Origin of the sequence: Pyxidicoccus fallax, from assembly GCF_012933655.1 — a bacterium.
Lineage (GTDB): Bacteria > Myxococcota > Myxococcia > Myxococcales > Myxococcaceae > Myxococcus > Myxococcus fallax.
The window spans coordinates 7,367-30,085 of record NZ_JABBJJ010000059.1; the positions used below are offsets into that span (position 1 = coordinate 7,367).

At 71.7% G+C, this 22,719-nt stretch carries 1 protein-coding gene; it reads right to left on the minus strand.

All coding sequences use genetic code 11. The features are described from left to right. Positions 1 to 13: 13 nt before the first annotated feature. Positions 14 to 22,645 (minus strand): non-ribosomal peptide synthetase, encoded by a 22,632-nt coding sequence (locus tag HG543_RS15230; protein WP_169345486.1) that lies wholly within the window; start codon positions 22,643 to 22,645, stop codon positions 14 to 16. Positions 22,646 to 22,719: the final 74 nt, after the last annotated feature.

Genomic DNA, 22,719 nt, shown 5'->3' on the forward strand with positions numbered 1-22,719 from the left:
TGTGAAGGGGGGCTCAGCCCACCCGGCTCCGGGTCGTGTTCTTCCGCGTCTGCTCCAGCAGCGCCGTCAGGGCCTCCGCGAGCCGCTCCACGTTCGGAGCGCTCAGGAGGGAGTGGTGGTCTCCAGGCATCGTGAGGACCTCCACCGTGTCGGCGAGCGCGTCCCAGCCGCGCGCCAGTCCGTGCTCGTCGAGGCCCCGTGTGTCCGCACCCAGCAGCAGCGTCAGCGCTCCCGCTTGCGGCTTCAGCGCATGGGCGTGGAGCGCGCCGAGGTTCGTGGTGAAGACGCGCTCCAGTGTGGCCCGCTGCTCCGCGGACACACCCGCCGCCTGACCGGGCTCGGCGTCGAACAGGCCCGCGAGGGAGGACGGGTCGGCCAGCGGCTCGCCCCGAGCGTAGGCCGTGGGGCTCGGCTCGATGAGGGCGAGCACCTCCACCTCCTCGCCGCGCTGGCGCAGCGCGCGGGCCATCTCGAAGGCGATGACCGCGCCGAGCGACCAGCCGCCCAGCCGGTACGGACCGTGCGGCTGCACCGTGCGGATGGCCTCCACGTAGAAGTAGGCCATCTCCAGGATGGACTCCAACGGCGGCTCGGTGCCGTCGAGCCCCTGTGCCTCCAGCCCGTAGAAGGGCTGCCGGGGCCCGAGGTGCCGCGCCAGCCCGGCGTACGCCAGGACTCCGCCACCCACCGGGTGCACGCAGAAGAAGGGCGGCAGGTCTCCGCCCGTCTGGATGGGAACCAGCGGCGTCCATGGCGTGGGCTCGCTCCGCGCGAGGACGGCGAGCTGCTCCACGGTGGAGGCCTGGAACAGCGCCGCCAACGGCAGCGTGCGGCCCGTGCGCTCGCGGAGGAGCCCCATGAGGCGCACCGCAAGCAGCGAGTGGCCCCCCAGCGTGAAGAAGTCATCGTGGATGCCCACCGGTGTCACCCCGAGCACCTCCTCGAACAGCCGCGCCAGGGCCAGCTCCAGCGAGTCGCGCGGGGCGACGTGCGCCACGCCCGAGCCCGCCTGCTTCGGTGCCGGCAGCGCCCGCCGGTTCACCTTGCCGTTCGGAGTCAGCGGCAGCGCGTCCATCACGACGAACGCCGAGGGCACCATGTACTCGGGCAGCCGTGCCTTGAGGGCCGAGCGCAGGGCCGCGGCGTCGGGCGCGGACTCCGGCGCGGAGGCCGAGAGGTACGCCACGAGGCGCTTGTCGCCCGGGTCATCCTCGCGCACCACCACCACCGTGTCGGCCACACCCGGGCAGGCGTGCAGCGCGGACTCGACCTCGCCCAGCTCGATGCGGAAGCCGCGCACCTTCACCTGGAAGTCGATGCGGCCCAGGAAGTCCACCGTCCCATCCGTGCGCCAGCGCACGCGGTCGCCCGTGCGGTACATGCGCGCGCCCGGCGTGGGGCTGAAGGGGTCGTGCACGAAGCGCTCGGCCGTCAGCTCCGGACGGTTCAGGTAGCCGCGCGTGACGCCCTCGCCGCCGATGTACAGCTCGCCCGGCACGCCCACGGGCACCGGCATCGAGTGCTCGTCCAGGACGTACAACCGCGTGTTCGCGATGGGCCGGCCGATGGACACGATGGCCGGCACGTCGTCCGAGGCCACCGTGTACAGGGTGGACCAGACCGTCGTCTCCGTCGGCCCGTACATGTTGGTGAGCGTCATCGAGGGCAGGGCGGCGCGGAGCTGGCGGGCCAGCGACCCCGGCATCGCCTCTCCACCCATGATGAGGTGCCGCAGTGAGCCGAGGCCCGCCACCGTCTCCGGCGCCAGCACCAGCGAGCGCGCGAAGGACGGCGTGCACTGCAGGTGCGTCACCTCGTGGCGGCGCAGCAGTTCCGGCAGTGGGAGCGCGGAGCCGCGGCGCGCCGCCGCCTGCTCGTCATGCAGCACGACCTGGTAGCCACGGCACAGCGTCCAGAGCAGCTCCACGACGTGGATGTCGAACGAGATGCTGGTCACCGCCAGCCACACGCCCGGCTCCCTACCGAGCAACGCGTCCATGCCCGCGAAGAGGTTGGACACCGTGCGATGCGGCACCACGACGCCCTTGGGCCTGCCCGTGCTGCCCGACGTGTAGATGACGTACGCGGCATCATCGGACGACAGGCGCGGCTCCTCGGGCCGGGCGCGCGAGCGGCGGGGGGACTCCTTCGGCGCGTCGAGGCAGACCACCTGTCCCGTGTACCCGGGGAAGATGCCCGTCAGGTGGCTCTGCGTGAGGAGCACCGGAGCGCCCGAGTCCTCCAGCATGAGCGCGAGCCGATCCGCCGGATACATGGGGTCCAGCGGCAGGTAGGCGCCACCCGCCTCGAGGATGGCGAACATGGCGACCACCATGTCCACGGAGCGCTCCACGGAGACGCCCACCTTCACGTCCGGCCCCACGCCCAGCGTCCGCAGGCGCCGCGCCAGCCGCTGCACCTTCTGGCGCAGCCCGGCGTACGTCACCCGCGAGTCACCGGACACCAGCGCCACCGCGCGCGGCGTGTGCTCCACCTGCGCGGCGAACAGCTCGGGGATGCGAGCGTCGCGCGGGTACTCCGTGTCCGTCGCGTTCCACGCGTGCAGCACCTGGTGACGCTCCTCCGCGCCGAGCAGACCCACCTCGCTGATACGGCGGCCCGGGTTGGCGACCAGCTCCTCCAGCAGACGCTGGAAGTGGGCGACCATCCGCTCAACGGTGCGGGCCTCGAAGAGGTCCACGTCGTAGTTGAAGCCGCCCTCCAGGCCGTCCGCCGTCTCGTGCAGGGCGACGGACAGGTCGAACTTGGACGTACCGTTGTCGAGCGTCCGCTGGCTTACCGATAGGCCCGGGAGCAGCGACTCGCCCATGGGGGCATTCTGGAGGACGAACATCACCTGGAAGAGCGGCTGGCGGGACAGGTCGCGCGTGGGCTCCAGTGCCTCCACCAGCTTCTCGAATGGAATGTCCTGGTGCGCGTAGGCGCCCAGCGTGGAGTCCTTCACGCGGGCCAGCAGCTCGCGGAAGGTCGGCGCTCCCTCCAGGCGGGTGCGCAGCACCAGCGTGTTGATGAACATGCCGAGCAACGGCTCCAGCTCTTGCGTGCGGCGGCCCGCGATGGGCGTGCCCACCGCCAGGTCCTTCTGCCCGGAGTAGCGGCCGAGCAGCGCCTGGAACCCCGCGAGCAGCACCATGAACAGCGTAGCGCCTTCCTGGCGGCCAAATGCGCGGAGCGACTCGGAGAGCTCCCGGGGCAGCTTCACCGTCACCGTGGCGCCGCGCTGGCGGCGCACGGCGGGACGGGGGAAGTCGGTGGGCAGCTCCAGCGGCTCCAGGCCGGAGAGCTGCTGGCGCCACCAACCGAGCTGCGCGTCGAGCACCTCTCCCTGGAGCCAGTCGCGCTGCCACACCGCGTAGTCGGCGTACTGCACCGGCAGCTCCGGCAGCGGGGACGGCTGGCCCTCGCGGAACGCCGCGTACAGCGCGCCCAGCTCACGGACCAGCACGCCCACGGACCAGCCGTCCGAGACGATGTGGTGCATGTTGAGCAGCAGCACATGCTCGGTGTCCCCCAGCTTCAGCAGCGAGGCGCGCATGAGCGGCCCCGCCGTGAGGGAGAAGGGCCTGCACGCCTCATCCAGGCCGCGGCGCTGGACCTCGGCGTGGGCCTCGGTACCGGGTAGGGCGGACAGATCCTCCAGCGGCAGCGAGAAGCGCGCGGGCGGGTGGATGACCTGGACGGGCTGGCCCTCCGGAGCCGTGGCGAAGGTGGTGCGTAGCACCTCGTGACGGCGCACGACCTCCTCGAACGCGCGGCGCAGCGACTCCACGTCCAGCGAGCCGGAGAGCCCCAGAGCCACCGGGATGTTGTAGGCCACATCGCCGGGAAGGAGCTGCTCCAGCACCCAGAGGCGCTGCTGTGCGAACGACAGCGGCAGGGGCTGCTCGCGCGAGGCGGGGACCAGCGGCGGGAGCTGGGGACCTCGAGTCAGGCCCAGGGCCTCGATGCGCTCCGCGAGCCGGCCGGGCGAGCTGGCCTCGAAGAGGGCTCGCAGGGGCAGCTCGATGCCGAGGCTCGCGCGGATGCGGGACACCACGCGCGTGGCCAGCAGCGAGTGACCGCCCAGCGCGAAGAAGTCGTCATTCACGCCCACGCGCGGGAGGTTGAGCACCTCCGCGAACGCGTCCGCCAGGAGCTGCTGCACGGGCGTAAGGGCCGTGTCGGTGCCGGGCTCGCTCGGAGTTCCGGTGCTGGCCGGCGCGGGCAGCGCCTTGCGGTCCACCTTGCCATTCGGCGACAGGGGCAGTGCGTCCAGGACGACGATGGCCGACGGCACCATGTGCTCCGGCAGCTTCTGCTGGAGGTATGCGCGGATGGCGGCCGGCAGCGTGGCCTCCGTGCCGCTCGCCTTAAGGACCACGTAGCCGACGAGTCGCTTGTCGCCCGGGGAGTCCTCGCGCGCCATCACCACGGCCTCGCGGACGCCCTCGTGCGTGCAGAGGACAATCTCCACCTCGCCCGGCTCCACGCGGAAGCCGCGGATCTTCACCTGGAAGTCGACGCGGCCCAGGTACTCCAGCGTGCCGTCCGCCTTCCAGCGCACCCGGTCTCCCGTGCGGTACATGCGCCCGCCGTGCGCGGTGCTGAAGGGGTTGTGCACGAAGCGCTCGGCCGTCAGCTCCGGACGGCCCAAGTAGCCTCGCGCCACGCCGGCTCCGCCGATGAACAGCTCGCCGGGCACGCCCACCGGCACCGGCTGCTGCTGGTCATCCAGGACGTAGAGCTGCGTGTTCCCGATGGGACGGCCGATGGTCGCCGGCGCATCCGCCTCGCGCAGGGCGAAGGTGGAGTACGTCGTCGTCTCGGACGGGCCGTAGAGGTCGTAGACCTTCTGGATGTGCGGCCGGGCGTAGAGCTGGCGCACCAGTGACGTAGGGAGCGGCTCGCCAGCGAGATTCACCACGCGCACGCTCTCGGGCAGCGGGCCCGCGCGTAGCAGCTCCGCCATGACGGACGGCACCGTGTTGACGAGCGTCACGCGGTTCGCGGCCGGCAGCGAGGGCAGGGCGAGGGCGTTCTCCGCCATCACCACCGTGCCGCCCGTGGTCAGCGGGAGGAACAGCTCGAAGATGGACAGGTCGAAGTTGATGGACGTCGCGGCCAGGGTGCCGGTGAGCACCTCGGGCGGGAAGACGGTCCGCGCCCAGGCGAGGAAGGCCACGGCGTTGCGGTGCTCGATGGCGACCGCCTTCGGACGGCCCGTGGAGCCCGACGTGTAGATGAGGTACGCGAGCTGGTGGCTGGAGACCACCGGCAGCGGCATCGACGGCACGGCGGCGCTGGACGTCACCTCGTCCGAGTCCACGCACAGCACGCGGGCGGAGTGCTCGGGCAGCACCGAGGCGAGCGAGGCGCGGGTGAGCAGCAGGCGCGCCCCCGAGTCCTCCAGGATGAAGCCCAGGCGCTGCCGGGGGTAGGCCGGGTCCAGCGGGACGTAGTGGCCACCCGCCTTGAGGATGGCCAGCAGCGCGACGACAAGCTCGAGCCCGCGCTCCAGGCACACGCCGACGGGCGTCTCCTCGCGCACGCCGAGCGAGCCGAGGACTCCGGCCAGCCGCGTGGCATGCCAGGACAACTTCGCATACGTGAGGGACTCCTCGCCGGAGATGACGGCGATGGCGTCCGGCGTGCGCGCGGCTTGCTGCTCGAAGAGCGAGGCGAGCGACGCGTCCAGCGGGAAGTCCAGGTCCGTGGCGTTCCAGTCCACCAGGACGCGCTGGCGCTCCGCCGCGTCCATCATCGACACGTCCGCGAGCGTGCGCGTGCCAGGAGCCACGAGGGACAGCAGCACGCGGCTCCACTGCTCCAGGACGCGCTGGAGGCTCTCGCGTTGGAAGCGGGGCTCCTCGTAGGTGAGCCGCAGCTTCGTGACTCGGCCGGGGAGCACGGTGGCCGTGAGCGGGTAGTGCGTGTGGTCGCCGCCCTCCACGTCCTGGAGCGACATGGCGCTGGTGCGCTGCTCCATCGACTCATCGATGGGGTAGTTCTCGAAGACGAGCAGGGACTCGAACAGCGCCGTGCCGCGCGGCACCGGGGCCAGGGTCTGGACGTGCACCAGTGGCGTGTGCTCGTGATGGCGCGTCTGCTGCTGCTGCTCGCGGAGTCCCTCCAGCCAGGTAGCCACGGGCGTGGACGCTTCCGGCACGCGGATGCGCACGGGCACGGTGTTGATGAGCAGGCCCACCATGGCCTCGGCGCCGGGGAGCTCGGGCGGGCGGCCCGCCACGGTGTTGCCGAAGACGACGTCCTGCTCGCCGCCGTGGCGGGCGAGGACGAAGCCCCAGGCTGCCATTGTCAGCGTGGACAGCGTGAGCTGGTGCTGGCGCGCGAAGGCCTGGAGCGCGGCGGATTGCTCCCGCGTGAGCGGAAGCTCCAGCGTGTGCTGCCGGGCCTGGACTCCGGGGGGAGGCGTGGCGTGGGTGTCCGCCGGCAGCGGCGTGGGCGCGGTGAAGCCCTGGAGCGTGGCGCGCCAGAAGGCGTCATCCGTCTCCGTGTCCCGCTGCTGGAGCCACGCGATGTAGTCGCGGTACGGCGGGCGGGACGGCAGTCGCGGCTCGCGACCGGAGGCGAAGGCGTCGAACAGGGTGAAGACGTCCTGCAGGACGGGACTGAGGCTCCAGCCGTCGAGGAGCAGGTGGTGGTGGCTCCACAGGAAACGCCACGTGTTCTCGCCCAGGCGCACCGCCGTCATCCGCATCAGCGGCGGCCGGCGCAGGTCGAAGCCCCGGCGGCGGTCCTCCGCCTGGAGCTCGGCGAAGCGGGCCTTCTGCTCGGAGGGGGAGAGGGCGCGCCAGTCGAGCTGCGTCCAGGGCAGCTCCGCGTGTGCGTGCACCACCTGGAGCGGTGACTCGAGGCCGGCCCAGGCGAAGCCCGTGCGGAGGATGGGCGTGCGGTCGATGAGCGCCTGCCAGGCCCGTCGGAAGTGCGTCACGTCCACGGAGCCGCTCGCGGTCCACGCCAGCTGCTCGAAGTAGGCGCCGGACTCCGGCGACAGCAGGGTGTGGAAGAGCAGGCCTTGCTGGAGCGGGGACAGGGGATACAGGTCCTCGATGTCGGCGCCCGATTGCTCGAACACCGTGTCGAGCGCGGACTGCGTCAGCGAGGCGAGCGGGAAGTCCGCGGTGCCCCGGCGCTTCGCATCGTCGGACAGATGGGTGGTGATGAGGGCGCGCAGGTGCTTCAGGAAGCCCTGAGCGAGCGCCTCGATGGTGGTGCGCGCATGCAGGTTCTCGCTGTAGGCGAACGTGAGCTGCATGCGGCCTCCGAGGATGGAGCCGCCCACCTCCAGCGGGTGCATGCGAAGCGCCTCGGCGGGGACCTCGGCACCCGCGGGCTCGTTGGCGAACGAGAGCAGGGCGGAGGTGTCGGAGGACGCGTCGAGCTGGCCGAGGTAGTTGAAGGCCACCTGCGGCACGGGCAGGGCGCGCAGCGGGGCGCCGACCTCGTCGGGTCCGAGGTACTTGAGGATGCCGAAGCCGACGCCGTGGTGGGGGATGTGGCGCAGCGCCTCGCGCACCGAGCGCATGGCGTCGCCCGCCGTGCCACCCCGAGGCATGGACAGGTGCACCGGGTAGATGGAGGTGAGCCAGCCCACGGTGCGGGACAGGTCCACGCCTTCGACGAGGGAGTCCTCACGGCCATGGCCTTCGAGGTCCACCCACACGTCCTGCTGGCCCGTCCAGTCGGACAGGGCCTGGGCCAGGGCGGTGAGCAGCACGTCCTGGAGGTTGCCGCGCCAGGCCGTGGGCACCTCGCGCAGCAGCGCCCGCGTTTCCTCGGCGTCCAGCGTGAGGGAGACGGTGCGTGCCGAACCGAAGGTGTTGGGGCCGATGCTGTCGATGGGCAGCGGCATCGGTGGCGTGGCGGCATGCCGCAGCCAGACCTGTGCCTCCTTCCGCATCGCATCGGAGTGGGCATACCGCTGGAGCTTGTTCGCCCAGGTCTGGAAGGACGTGGTCTTCGGCGGCAATGACGGCTGCTTGCCCTGAAGGAGCTGCTGGTACGTCGTCTGGAGGTCCTCCAGCAGCACGCGCCAGGAGACGGCGTCCACGACGATGTGGTGCACGCAAATGAGCAGGCGCTGCGTGGAGCCAAGGTTGAACAACGCCGCGCACAGCAGCGGCGGCTGGCCCAGGTCGAACGAGGCCTGGAGACGCGTGGCGTGCGCCTCCAGTACCTGGCGCTGCTCGGACTCGGAAAGCGCGGACAGGTCGTGGTGCTCCAGGCGCAGCGGGGCCTCATCGACTCCGGCGTTGTCCTGCACCCAGGAACCATCCTCCTCCCGACGGAAGCGCAGGCGCAGGGCGTCGTGGTGCGCGAGCAGGGCGCGCAGGGACTGGGCCAGCACCTCCAGTTGCAGCGGCTGGTGCGCGGCCAGGAGCAACGACTGGTTGAAGTGATGCGGGTGGGACGCCTGATGCTGGAGGAAGAAGCGCTGCACCGCCGTCAGTGGGACAGGTCCCGTGACGGGCCCCTGGTCGATGGAGGCCAGGGCGGACGCGGAGCACGCGGCCACGCCGAGCTCCGCGACCGTGGGGTGCTGGAACAGATGCCGCGCGGTGAGCGGGAAGCCCGCCTGGCGCGAGCGGGAGACGACCAGGAGACTGAGGATGGAGTCGCCACCGAGCGCGAAGAAGTTGTCGTGGATGCCGACGCGCGGCACGCGCAGGACGGCGGCCCAGATGTCGGCGAGCTTCTGCTCCACCTCATCGCGCGGGGCGGCGTACTCGCCCTGCGGGAGCTGATGCGAGGCATCCGGCGCTGGCAGCGCCTTCTTGTCCAGCTTGCCCGTCGGGGACAGGGGCAGCGCCTTCAGGACGACGAAGGCGGAGGGCACCATGTACTCGGGCAGTCGCTGCTTGAGCGCGGCGCGCACGGGGGCAAGGTCCAGTTCCGGGGCCGCGTCATCCCCCATGGCCTTCGGTACGACGTAGGCCACGAGGCGCTTGTCGCCCGGGACATCCTCCCGTACCAGCACCACCGCCTCGTGGATGCCGGGCTGGTCGAGCAGGGCGGCTTCAATCTCGCCCAGCTCGATGCGCAGGCCGCGCAGCTTCACCTGGAAGTCGACCCGGCCCAGGTACTCCAGCTCGCCGTCCGCGCGCCAGCGCACACGGTCTCCGGAGCGGTAGAGGCGGGCGCCCGGCTCCGTGCTGAACGGGTCCGGGATGAAGCGCTCCGCCGTCAGCTCCGGGCGGTCCAGGTAACCCCGGGCCACGCCCACGCCGCCGATGTACAGCTCTCCGGGTACGCCGATGGGCTGCGGCTGTAGCGCCGAGTCCAGGACGTACAGGCGCGCGTTCGGAATCGCCCGGCCGATGCTCAGGCGCTCCGGATCCATGGAGCCCCGGGTCATCGTCGCGACGATGGTGATCTCCGTCGGGCCGTACGCGTTGACGAACGTGCGGCCCTTCACCCAGCTCCGCGCCAGCGCGGGAGAGCAGGCCTCGCCGCCGGACGCCACCATGCGCAGCTCGGGCAGCGCCTCGGGCTGGAGCGTGGACAGGGCCGTGGGCGTGGCCAGCAGCACCTCGATGCGCTGCCGAGCCAGGGTCGCCTGGAGCGGCTCGCCGGGGAGGAGCTGCTCGCGCGGAGCCAGGACCAGCGTGGCCCCGGACAGCAGCGACGAGAAGACCTCCCACACCGACGCGTCGAACGCCGGGGACGCGAGCTGCAACGCCCGCTGTCCGGGCCGGATGCTCAGCCCCTGGATGATGGCCAGCGCCGTGTTCACGAGGCCGTGGTGGTGCAACAGCGTGCCCTTCGGCCGCCCCGTGCTGCCCGACGTGTAGATGACGTACGCGAGGCTCTCCGGTGTGACGGCCACCGCTGGAGCCGTGTCCGGCAGCTCGGACAGGGACTCCTCGTCCAGGCACAGCACCCGGGCGCCGTGCTCGGGCAGGCGCTCCACGAGAGAGCGGTGCGTCAGCAGCACCCGCGCGGCGGAGTCCTCCAGGTAGTACTTCAGCCGCTCCGGCGGGTGCGCCGGGTCCAGCGGAAGGAAGGCGCCGCCGGCCTCGAGCGCGGCGAGCATGGCCACCACGAGGTCCGGGCTGCCACGCTCCAGGCACAACGCCACCCGGCCCTCCGGGCCCACTCCGAGCGACAGCAGCCGGTGCGCGAGCTGGCGCGCGCGCCGCTGGAGCTGTCGGAACGAGAGGGACACGTCACCCGCCACGAGCGCGGGCGCGTCCGGTGTGTGCTCCACCTGCTGGTGGAAGACGTGGTGGACGCAGAGGTCCGAGGGGAGCGCGGCGTCGGTGGCGTTCCACTCCACCACCACGCGGTGCCGCTCCTCGGCGTCCATCATCGTCACGTCCGCGAGGCTCCGCGTCTCCGGAGCCGCGAGCGACAGCAGGGCCAGACGCCAGTGATCCAGCACGCGCCGCATGGTGTCGCGGCCGAAGCGAGGCTCCTCGAAGGTGAGGCGCAGGCGCAGCTTCTGGCCCGGGAGGATGGTGGCGGTGATGGGATAGTTCGTGCGCTCCACGCCCTCCACGTCCCGCACCGCCATGGCCGACGTGCGCTGCGTGAGCGAGTCGTCGATGGGGTAGTTCTCGAACACCAGCAGGGACTCGAACAGCGGCGTGCCGCGGGGCACCGGCGCCAGCGACTGGATGTGCACCAGCGGCGTGTGCTCGTGATTGCGCGACTGCTGATACCGGGCCTGGAGCCCTTGCAGCCACGTCTTCACCGGGGTGGACGCGTCCGGCAGCGGGATGCGCACCGGCAGCGTGTTGATGAGCAGGCCGACCATGGCCTCGGCGCCGGGAAGCTCGGGAGGACGGCCGGCCACGGTGTTGCCGAAGACGACATCCTGCTCCCCGCTGTGCCGGCCGAGCACGAAGCCCCAGGCCGCCATCATCAGCGTGGACAGCGTGAGCTGGTGCTGACGCGCGAAGGCCTGGAGCGTGTCCGACTGCTCCACCGTGAGCGCCACCTCCAGCATGTGCTGGGCCGCGTGCTGACCCTCGGGCGGAGTGGCATGGGTGTCCGCGGGTAGCGGCGTCGGGGCGGTGAAGCCCTGGAGCTCGGCGCGCCAGAAGGCGTCGTCCGCCTCCGTGTCGCGGCGCTGGAGCCAGGCGATGTAGTCGCGGTACGGCGGGCGCGACGGGAGCCGGGGCTCACGACCGGAGGCCATGGCGTCGAAGAGGACGAAGACGTCCTGGAGCACGGGACTGAGGCTCCAGCCGTCGAGCAGCAGGTGGTGATGGCTCCACAGGAAGCGCCACGTGTCCTCGCCCAGGCGCACCGCCGTCATCCGCATCAGCGGGGCCTTGCGCAGGTCGAAGCCCCGGGCCCGGTCCTCCACCAGCAGCCGGGCGAAGCGGGCCTTCTGCTCGGAGGCGGGCAGGGTGCGCCAGTCGAGTTGCTCCCACGGCAGCTCCGCGTGCGCGTGCACCACCTGGAGCGGGGACTCGAGGTCGGACCACGCGAAGCTCGTGCGGAGGATGGGCGTGCGGTCCACGAGCGCCTGCCAGGCCTGACGGAAGTGCTCCACCGACAGCGAGCCGCTGACCGTCCAGGCGAGCTGCTCGAAGTACACGCCGGACTCGGGGGAGAGCACGGTGTGGAAGAGCAGGCCCTGCTGGAGCGGGGAGAGCGGGTAGAGGTCCTCGACACCCGGGCCCTGCTGCTGGAGCAGCGATTCCAGGGCGGGCTGTGTCAGCGAGGCGAGAGGGAAGTCCGCGGTGCCCCGGCGCTTCGCATCGTCGGACAGGTGCGTGGCGATGAGGGTGCGCAGGCGCTTCAGGAAGCACTGGGCGAGCGTCTCGATGGTGGTGCGTGCGTGCAGGTTCTCGCTGTAGATGAAGAGGAGGCTCAGCCGCCCGTCCAGCACGGAACCGTTGATCTCCAGCGGGTGCATGCGGAGCGCCTCCGCCGCGAACTGCGCGCCGGACGGCTCGTTGGCCAGGGAGAGGATGGCGTTCGCATCCGAGGACGCATCCAGCTGGCCGAGGTAGTTGAAGGCCACCTGCGGCACGGGCAGGGCACGCAGCGGAGCGCTGACCTCGTCCGGGCCCAGGTACTTGAGGATGCTGAAGCCCACGCCGTGGTGGGGAATGTGGCGCAGTGCCTCGCGTACCGAGCGCATGGCGTCGCCCGCCGTGCCGCCTCGGGGCATGGACAGGTGCACCGGGTACAGCGCGGTGAACCAACCGACGGAGCGGGACAGGTCCGCGCCCTCGACGAGCGAGTCCTCGCGGCCATGGCCTTCGAGGTTCACCCACACGTCTTGCTGGCCCGTCCAGTCGGACAGGGCCTGGGCCAGGGCGGTGAGCAGCACGTCCTGGAGGTTGCCGCGCCAGGCGGTGGGCACCTCTCGCAACAGCGCTCGCGTCTCCTCGGTGTCCAGCGTGAGGGGCACGGTGCGGGCCGACCCGAAGGTGTTGGGGCCGATGCTGTCGATGGGCAGCGGCGTTGGCGGGGTGGCGGCCTGCCGCAGCCAGACCTGTGCCTCCTTCTTCAGCGCGTTGGAGTGGGCGTACTGCTGGAGCTTGTTCGCCCAGGTCTGGAAGGACGTGGTCTTCGGCGGGAGCGACGGCTGCTTGCCCTGCACGAGCTGCTGGTAGGTCGTCTGGAGATCCTCCAGCAGCACGCGCCAGGAGACGGCGTCCACGACGATGTGGTGGACGCAGAGGAGCAGCCGCTGCGTGGAGCCGAGGTTGAAGAGAGCGGCGCACAGCAGTGGCGGCTGGCCCAGGTCGAACGAGGCCTGAAGGCGCGTGGCGTGTGCCTCCAGGGTGGTGAGTTGTTCCTCGTGCGGCAGGGCGGACAGGTCGTGGTGCTCCAGGCGCAGCGGGGCCTCATCGACTCCGGCGTTGTCCTGCACCCAGGTGCCATCCTCCTCCCGACGGAAGTGCAGGCGCAGGGCATCGTGGTGGGCGAGGAGCGCACGCAGGGCCTGGGCCAGCACCTCCAGTTGCAGCGGCTGGTGCGCGGTCAGGAGCAGCGACTGGTTGAAGTGGTGCGGGTGCGCCTGCTCGTGCTGGAGGAAGTAGCGCTGCACCGGCGTCAGCGGTACGGGGCCGGTGACAGGGCCCTGGTCGATGGAGGCGAGGGCGGACGCGGAGCGCGCGGCCACGGCGAGCTCGGCCACGGTCTGGTGCTGGAACAGGTGGCGCGCGGTGAGCGGGAAGCCCGCCTGACGCGAGCGGGAGACGACCAGGAGACTGAGGATGGAGTCGCCACCGAGCGCGAAGAAGTTGTCGTGGATGCCGACACGCGGCACGCGCAGGACGGCGGCCCAGATGTCGGCGAGCTTCTGCTCCACTTCATCGCGTGGCGCGGTGTACTCGCCCCGCGTCGCCTGTGCGGCATCCGGCGCCGGGAGGGCCTTGCGGTCCACCTTGCCGTTGGGCGACAGCGGCAGCACGTCCAGGAGCACGAACGCCGCGGGCACCATGTACTCGGGCAGCTTCTGCTTGAGGAACACGCGCAGGGCCTCGGCGTCCACCGAGGACGGGGACACCGGCACGACATAGGCGACGAGGCGCTTGCCGCCCGGCGAGTCCTCGCGGGCCATCACCACCGCCTCGCGTACGCCTTCGTGCATCCGCAGGGTGGCTTCGACCTCGCCCGGCTCGATGCGGAAGCCACGCACCTTCACCTGGAAGTCGGCGCGGCCCAGGAAGTCCACGGTGCCGTCCGCCAGCCAGCGGGCCCGGTCTCCCGTGCGGTACATGCGCGCTCCCGGCTCCGTGCTGAACGGGTCCGGGATGAACTTCTCCGCCGTCAGCTCCGGCCGGTTCAGGTAGCCGTGCGCGAGGCCCTCGCCCGCGCAGAACAGCTCACCGGGCACGCCTGGCGGAACGGGGTTCAGCGCGTCATCGAGGATGTACACCCGCGTGTTCGCGATGGGCCTGCCCAGCGGCACCGCGGCGCCCACGTGCGACTCACGCGTCATCCGGTGGCAGGTCGTGAAGGTGGTGTTCTCCGTGGGGCCGTAGCCGTTGACGAACACGGCCCCGTCGGGCAGCCGCGCCAGGTGCTCTCGAACACGGGGGAGGGGCAGGACGTCGCCGCCCGCGAGCACCTGAGACACGCGGGCGAGCGCCTCGGGCTGGTGCAGCGCCATCTGTTCGAAGAGCGCCGCCGTGAGCCACAGCGTGGTGAGCGAGTGCTGGTCGCAGAGCGACGCCAGCTCCTCCAGCGACAGCGAGTGCGGAGGCGCCAGGAACAGCCGCGCACCGTGCAGCAGCGCGCCCCAGAGCTCCAACGTGGAGGCGTCGAAGGTGACGGGCGCCGCGAGCATGAGGCGCTCGTCCGGACCGAAGCGGATGAAGGTGCTGCCCAGCATCAGCCGCGCCACCCCCCGGTGCGGCACGAGCACGCCCTTGGGACGCCCCGTCGAGCCGGAGGTGAACATGACGTACGCCGTGCTGCCGCCATGCGTGGCCACCGGAGGCGGAGTCGCCGGCAGGGACGTGGCCCGCGCGGGCAGCGCATCCAGGCAGAGCGTCGTTTCGAAGCGCCCAGCGAAGGTGGGCTCCAGCTCGAGCTGCGTGAGCAGCAGGGGCGCCCGGACGTCCTCCAGCATCGAGTCGAGCCGCGCCGCCGGGTACGACGCGTCCAGCGGGACGTAGAAGCCACCGGCCTTGAGGATGGCGAGGTGCGCGACGATGAGGTCGAGCCCCCGCTTCATGCAGAAGCAGACCGGGGTCTCCTCGTGCACGCCGTGCTCGCGCAGCAGCCACGCGAGCTGGTTCGCGCGCCGCTCCAGCTCCCCGTAGGTCAGCGACTCCGCCCCGGCGACCACGGCCACGGCGTCCGGCGTGAGCCGCGCCTGACGTTCGAAGAGGCAGGAGAGGGACGCATCGCGCGGGTAGTCGACGGCGGTGGCGTTCCAGTCGGACACGAGTTGCCGCCGCTCGGCGTCGGACAACAGCGGCAGGTCGGCCAGCCGATGGTCCGCGGAGGCGACCACGCCTTCGAGCAGCCGCCCGAAGTGGGCGACCATCCGCTCGACGGTGGCGGCTTCGAAGAGGTCCGCGTCGTAGTTGAACGTGCCCTCCAGCCCGTCCTCCGTCTCCTGTAGAGAGACGGTGAGGTCGAACTTGGACGTGCCGTTGTCGATCTCCTGGAGCCGCACGGAGACCTCCGGCAGCTCGGGCGCGCTGGCCGGCGCATTCTGCAGGGCGAACATCACCTGGAACAGCGGCTGGCGGGACAGGTCGCGCGTGGGCTCCAGCACGTCCACCAGCTTCTCGAACGGGATGTCCTGGTGCGCGTAGGCGCCCAGCGTGGAGTCCTTCACGCGGGCCAGCAGCTCACGGAAGGTCGGGTTGCCGGCGAGGCGGGTGCGCAGCACCAGCGTGTTGATGAACATGCCGAGCAGCGACTCCAGCTCCTGCGCGCGGCGGCCCGCGATGGGCGTGCCCACCGCGAGGTCCTTCTGTCCGGAGTAGCGGCTGAGCAGCACCTGGAAGCCCGCCACCAGCACCATGAAGAGCGTGGCGCCCTCCTGCCGGGCCAGCGACTTGAGCCCGTCCGCCACCGGCCGGGAGAACCGCGCGGCCACCGTGGCGCCGCGCTGGCGACGCACGGCGGGACGAGGGAAGTCGGTGGGCAGCTCCAGCGGCTCCAGGCCGGCGAGCTGCTGGCGCCACCAGCCGAGCTGCGTGTCGAGCACCTCGCCCTGGAGCCAGCCGCGCTGCCACACGGCGTAGTCGGCGTACTGCACCGGCAGCTCCGAGAGCGGCGAGGGCTGGCCGGCGTGGAAGGCCACGTAGAGCGTGGCCAGCTCGCGCACCAGCACGCCCACGGACCAGCCGTCCGAGATGCTGTGGTGCGTGTTGAGCAGCAGCACGTGCTCGGTGTCTCCCAGCTTCAGCAGGGCGGTCCGCAGCAGCGGGCCCTCGGAGAGGGAGAAGGGCTTGCGCGCATCCTCCAAGGCGCGGCGCTGGACCTCGGCGCGGGCCTCCGTGTCGGGCAGGGACGTCAGGTCGTCACGGGACAGCTCGAACCGCGCGGAGGGATGGATGACCTGCACGGGCTGGCCGTCCGGGCCCGCGGCGAACGTGGTGCGCAGGACCTCGTGACGGTGCACCAGGGCCTCGAAGGCGCGGCGCAGCGACTCCACGTCCAGCGCGCCGGTGAGCCACAGGGCCACCGGCATGTTGTACGAGGCGTCGCCCGGCATGAGCTGGTCCACCACCCACAGGCGCTGCTGGGCGAAGGACAGCGGCAGGGGCTGCTCGCGCGAGGCCGGCACCAGCGGCGGAAGGCGCGTGCCCGTCAGCCCGAGCGCCTCGATGCGCTCCGCGAGTCGGCCTGGGGTGCTGGCTTCGAAGAGCAGGCGCAGGGGCAGCTCGCAACCCAGGCTCGCGCGGATGCGGGACACCACGCGCGTGGCCAGCAGCGAGTGGCCGCCCAGCGTGAAGAAGTCGTCGCCCAGGCCCACCGCGGGCAGGCCCAGGACCTGCGCGAAGGCGTCCGCCACCAGCTGCTGCACCGGGGTTGCTGGCGCGTCACCGGCCGTGACGGCGATGGCGGCGTGCTCGCCCGTGGGGGCGGGCAGCGCCTTGCGGTCCACCTTGCCGTTCGCATTGAGCGGCCAGGCGGGCAGGGTGACGAAGGCGGCCGGCAGCATGTACTCCGGCAGCGTGCGCGCCAGGTGCTCCCGCAGCGCCGCGGGCGTGGGGGACTGGCCCGCCTCCGCCACGAGGTATGCCACCAGCTTGCGGTCGCCGTGCTCCTCGCGCACGAGGACCACCGCCTCCGTCACCGCGGGGTGCGCCTGGAGCGCGGTCTCGATTTCGCCCAGCTCGATGCGGAAGCCGCGCAGCTTCACCTGATGGTCCACGCGGCCGATGAACTCGATGGCTCCGCTGGAGCGCAGGCGCACGAGGTCTCCCGTGCGGTACAGCCTCGCTCCGAGCACGGTGGAGAACGGGTCGGGGATGAACTTCTCCGCCGTCAGCTCCGGGCGCTCGTGGTAGCCGCGGGCCACGCCGTCGCCGCCCAGGTACAGCTCGCCCACCACGCCCCGGGGCACCGGGCGCAGCTCGCGGTCCAGCACGTAGCCCGTGGTGTTCGCGATGGGCCGGCCGATGGGAATGCTCCGCGCTCCGGCGTCCACGGACTCCACGCGGTGCCACGTGGCGAAGGTGGTGGTCTCCGTCGGGCCGTACACGTGCAGCAGGCGCCTCGGCGGGCCCGCGTCGAGCAGGCGGCGCACCGCCTCCGGGTCGCTCGCCTCGCCGCCGAAGAGCACGTGCTTCGCGGTACCGAAGCCCGCGGGGTACTCGCGGGCCATGCGGTTGAAGAGGGCCGTGGTCACGAACAGCGTGGTGATGCCGCTGTCTCGCACCGCCTTCGCCAGGTCCGCGGGGACCAGCGACGTGTCGCGCGGCACCAGCACCAGCCGCGCGCCGCTCAGCAGCGCGCCCCAGACCTCGAAGGTCGCCGCATCGAAGGACGTGTTGGACAGCTGCGCCACCCGGTCCTCGGGCGTCAGCCGGACGTAGTCCGTGTCCATCACCAGCCGGACGATGGCCCGGTGGTGCACCGCCACGCCCTTGGGTCGGCCCGTGGAGCCGGACGTGTAGATGATGTACGCCAGCCCCTCCGGCGTGACGGAGGCGCGCACGGGGTGGTGCGCCATGGCGTCCAGCATCGGCCGCTCCGTGTCCAGGTTCAGCGGAAGGATGCCCGGCGCGTCGAGCCCATCCCCCAGCGTGCCGTGCGTCAGCAGGAAGGGCACGCCGCTGTCGGCCAGCATGTACGCGAGGCGCTCGGTGGGGTGCGCCGGGTCCAGCGGCACGTACGCGCCGCCCGCCTTGAGGATGGCGAGCATCGCCACCACGAGGTCCACCGAGCGCTCCAGGCACACGCCCACGCGCACCTCGGGCCTCACGCCCATGCCCACCAGCCGCCGCGCGAGCTGGTTCGCCCGGCGCTCCAGTTCCGCGTACGTCACCGTCACGTCGCCCGCGACGATGGCCACCGCGTCCGGCGTGCGCTCCACCTGGGCCTCGAAGAGCGAGTGCACGCACGTCTCACGCGGGAACGCGGTGCGGGTGGCGTTCCAGTCCACCAGCGTCTCGCGCAGCTCCGCGTCGGTCATCAACTCCAGCGCGTCCACGCGCTGCTGGGGCGCGCGGCAGATGCCCTCCAGCAACCGCTGGTAGTGGGAGACGAGCCGCTCCATCGTGGCGGCTTCGAAGAGGTCCGCGTCGTAGTTGAGGTAGCCACCCAGCCCTCGCGCCGTCTCCGTGAGGGACAGCGTGAAGTCGAACTTGGACGTGCCGTTGTCGATCTCCTGCAAGCGCACCGAGAGGCCTGGAAGCGCCGGGTCACCCATGGGTGCGTTCTGCAGGGCGAACATCACCTGGAACAGTGGCTGGCGGGACAGGTCGCGCGTGGGCTCCAGCTCCTCCACGAGCTTCTCGAAGGGGACGTCCTGGTGCGCGAAGGCGCCCAGCGTCATGTCCTTCACCCGGGACAGCAGGGCGCGGAACGTCGGCCGGTCCTCCATCCGCGCGCGGAGCACCAGCGTGTTGACGAACACGCCGAGCAGCGACTCCAGCTCCTGGCTCGCACGGCCCGCGATGGGAGTACCGATGGTGACGTCCCGCTGACCGGAGTAGCGGGCGAGCAGCACCTGGAAGCCCGCGGCCAACACCATGAAGAGCGTGGCGCCCTCCTGGCGGGCCAGCGTGTTGAGGTCGTCGGTGAGCGCCTTCGGGAAGGCCACGCCCACCATGCCGCCGCGCTGGCGGCGCACGGCCGGACGCGCGAAGTCCGTGGGCAGCTCCAGCGGGGTGATGCCCTGGAGCTGCTCCTTCCACCAGGCGAGCTGCGTGTCGAGCACCTCACCCTGGAGCCAGTCGCGCTGCCACACGGCGTAGTCGGCGTACTGCACCGGCAGCTCCGGCAGCGACGAGGGCCGGCCGGACTGGAAGGCGCCGTAGAGGGTGGCCAGCTCGCGGACGAGCACGCCCACGGACCAGCCGTCGGAGACGCTGTGCTGCATGTTGATGCGCAGCACGTGCTCCTCGCAGCCCAGCTTCAGCAGCGAGGCGCGGAGCAGCGGGCCCGTGGAGAGCGAGAAGGGCTGGCGCGCGTCCTCCTGGCACAGGCGCAGGGCCTCGGCGCGGGACGCCTCCGTGGACTCGGTGGAGAGCTCCAGCACCGGCAGCTCGAAGCGAGAGGGCGGGTGGATGACCTGGGTGGGCTCACCCCTGGACACGGCGAAGGTGGTGCGCAGCACCTCGTGGCGACGGACGATTTCCTCGAAGGCCCGGCGCAGGGACTCCACGTCGAGCGGCCCGGACAGCCAGAGCGCGGCGGGAATGTTGTACGCGGCGTCTCCGGGGATGAGCTGGTCCACGAACCACAGGCGCTGCTGGGCGAACGACAGGGGCAGGGCGCCATCGCGCGACACGCGGATGAGCGCGGGCGCCTGGGACTTCGTGGCCGTGGCCTGGAGGTGCCGCGCGAGCAGGGCGACGGTGGGCGCCTCGAAGAGGCCACGCAGGGACAGGGTGATGCCGAGGCTGGAGCGGATGCGGGACACCACGCGCGTGGCCAGAAGCGAGTGGCCGCCCAGCGCGAAGAAGTCGTCATTCACGCCCACGCGCGGGAGGTTGAGCACCTCCGCGAAGGCGTCCGCGAGGAGCTGCTCCACGGGATTGCGCGGGGCCTCGGACGGGTCGGCGGCCACCGGCTGGGGCGCCTCCGGGGCGGGCAGCGCCTTGCGGTCCAGCTTGCCCGTGGGCGACAGGGGCAGGGTCTCCAGGACGACGAAGGCCGAGGGCACCATGTACTCGGGCAGTCGCTGCTTCAATGCCGCGCGCAGCGGGGCGGAGTCCAGGTCGGAGGACGCGGACTTCGGGACGACGTAGGCCACGAGGCGCGAGTCCCCGGTCACGTCGTCGCGCACGAGCACCACCGCCTCGTGGATGCCGGGCTGCGCGAGGAGGGCGGCTTCGATTTCGCCCAGCTCGATGCGGAGGCCGCGCAGCTTCACCTGGAAGTCGAGGCGGCCCAGGTACTCCAGCTCGCCGTCCGGCAGCCAGCGCGCACGGTCTCCCGTGCGGTACATGCGCGCGCGGGGCTCGGTGCTGAACGGGTCGGGGATGAAGCGCTCGGCGGTCAGCTCCGGCCGATGGAGGTAGCCGAGCGCCACGCCCACGCCGCCGATGTACAGCTCTCCCGGGATGCCGACGGGGAGCGGCTTCAGGTTCGCGTCCAGGACGTACAGCCGGGTGTTGGCGAACGGCCGGCCGATGGTGATGCGCTCCGGGTCCACCGGGCCCGACGTCACCGACGCGCACACCGTCGTCTCCGTGGGGCCGTACGCGTTGAGCATCAGCCGGCCCTCGCCCCAACGGCGAGCCAGGGCAGGGGGAAGGGCCTCACCGGCGGAGGCCACCGTGCGCAGCGCGGGCAGGGCTTCCGGCTGGAGTCGGGAGAGGACCGTCGGCGTTGAGGTGAGGGTGGTGATGTGCTGCGTGGACAGCAGGGACTGAAGCTCGTCGCCCGGCAGGAGCTGCTCGCGCGGTGCGAGGACCAGCGTGGCGCCGGACAGCAGCACGGAGAAGACCTCCCAGACGCACGCATCGAAGGCGGGGGATGCGAGCTGGAGTGCGCGCTCTCCAGGGGCCAGCCGCAGGCTGCGCGCGGCGGCCAGCGCGGTGTTCACGAGACCGCGGTGGTGCAGCAGCGTGCCCTTCGGCCGTCCGGTGCTGCCCGACGTGTAGATGACGTAGGCGAGGTCATCAGGGGACAGGGGCGGGGAGACCCTCGTCGCCGTGGGCCGTTCGGGCTCCACGTCCAGGCACACCACCCGCGCGCCGTGCCCCGGCATGCGCTCGGCCAGCTCCCGGTGCGTCAGCAGCACCTTCGCGCCGGAGTCCTCCAGGTAGTACTTCAGCCGCTCCGGCGGATGCGCCGGGTCCATCGGCAGGAAGGCGCCGCCGGCCTCCAGCGTGGCCAGCATGGCCACCACGAGGTCCGCGCTGCCACGCTCCACGCAGAGCGCCACGCAATCCGCCGTGCCCACGCCGAGCGAGCGCAGGCGCGCTCCCAGCTCACGGCCCCGCCGCTGAAGCTCGCGGTACGTGAGGGACACCGCTCCCGCGATGAGTGCGACGGCGTCCGGCGTGCGCTCCACCTGCTGGTCGAACACCCGGTGCGCCAGCGGCTCCGGCGGCAGCTCCACCGCCGAGGCATTCCACTCCACCAGGAGCCGGCGACGCTCGTCCTCGCCCATCAGCGGCAGCTCGGACAGGCGAGCGCCCGGGGCGCGGACGATGCCCTCCAGCAGCCGGCGCAGGTGCGCCACCATGCGCGCCGCCGTCTCCGGCGTGAAGAGGTCCGCCGCGTAGCGCAGGGCCCCCATCATGTCGTAGCCCGTGTCCACCAGGTGCAGGTGCACGTCGAGCTGTCCATCCTGTTGTGCGAAGAACGGCACCGGCTCACCCGGCAGCGACGAGCCCGCGCCCAGTCCCGGCAGCCGCAGCATCGCGTCCACCGAGATGCCCGCCTCGATGAACTGCGGGCGGCTCGAGTCCGGCTTCATCCCCAGCTTCTCGGACAGCCGGTGGAAGGGAAAGTCCTGGTGCTCCAGCGCGCCCAGCACCTTCGCGTACAGCCGCTCCGTCAGCTCGCGGAACGTGGGGTCGCCCTCCAGGTCCCCGCGCATCACCACGAAGTTCACCAGGTACCCGGACAGCCGCTGATGGTCGGCTTGCGTGCGGCCCGACATCGGCGTGCCCACCATGATGTCCGTGCGCCCGCTGTACCGGTGCAGCAGCGTCTGCCACGCCGCGAGCATCACCGCGAAGAGCGTCTTGCCCTCCGTGCGCGCCAGGGCGCGAAGGTTCGCGGACAGCTCCGGGCCGAAGCTCAGCTCGTGCACCGCGCCTCGGAACGTCCACACCGGCGGGCGAGGGTGGTCCGCCGGCAGCTCCAGCGGCTGCGGCCCGCCCTGGAGTTCCTTCAGCCAGTACTGCTCCATCTTCTGGCCACGCGCCCCGGCGAGCATCTCCTGCTGCTGGCGCACGTAGCCCGCGTAGTCCACCGGTAGCGGTGCGAGCCGGGCCGCCTCGCCGCCCGTCTCCTCGCGGTAGAGCTGCTGCAGCTCCTCCAGGAGCAGCGCCATGGACCACAGGTCCGTCGCGATGTGGTGGATGACGAGCAGCAGGACATGGTCATCCGGAGCCACCGAGAAGATGTCCAGCCGCGCCACCGGGCCATGCTGGAGGTCGAACGGCCGCAGGTAGCTGCGCCGCATGTGCTCGAAGAGCCGGGCGTCCGTCACGCCCGCCACGTCGTGGTGCTCCAGCGCCACGCCCTGCCGCTCGTTGACGCGCTGGCGCGGGCCCTCGGCCGTCGTCTCGTACGTGGTCCGCAGCACCGCGTGGCGCGCGGCCAGCCGCTGCAGGGTGCGCTCCATGGCCTTCAGGTCCACGGGCGCGTGGACGCGGATGGGCAGCGCGACGTTGTACGCCGCGCTCTCCGGCGCGAGCTGGTACAGGAACCACAGCCCCCACTGGTTCTCCGAGAGCGGGAACAGCGTGTTCGAGGCCGCCGACCCCTGCTGCTTCAAGAGCTGCGCGAGCTGCTTGCGCTGCTCCGGAGACAGCGCCGCCAACCGATCCTTCAACGAACTCTGCATGTCCGTGTCTCTCTCTGGGTGCACGAATGGCAAGGCGGGGGCCGCGGGGCCCCCGGACGTGGACGAACTGGCAA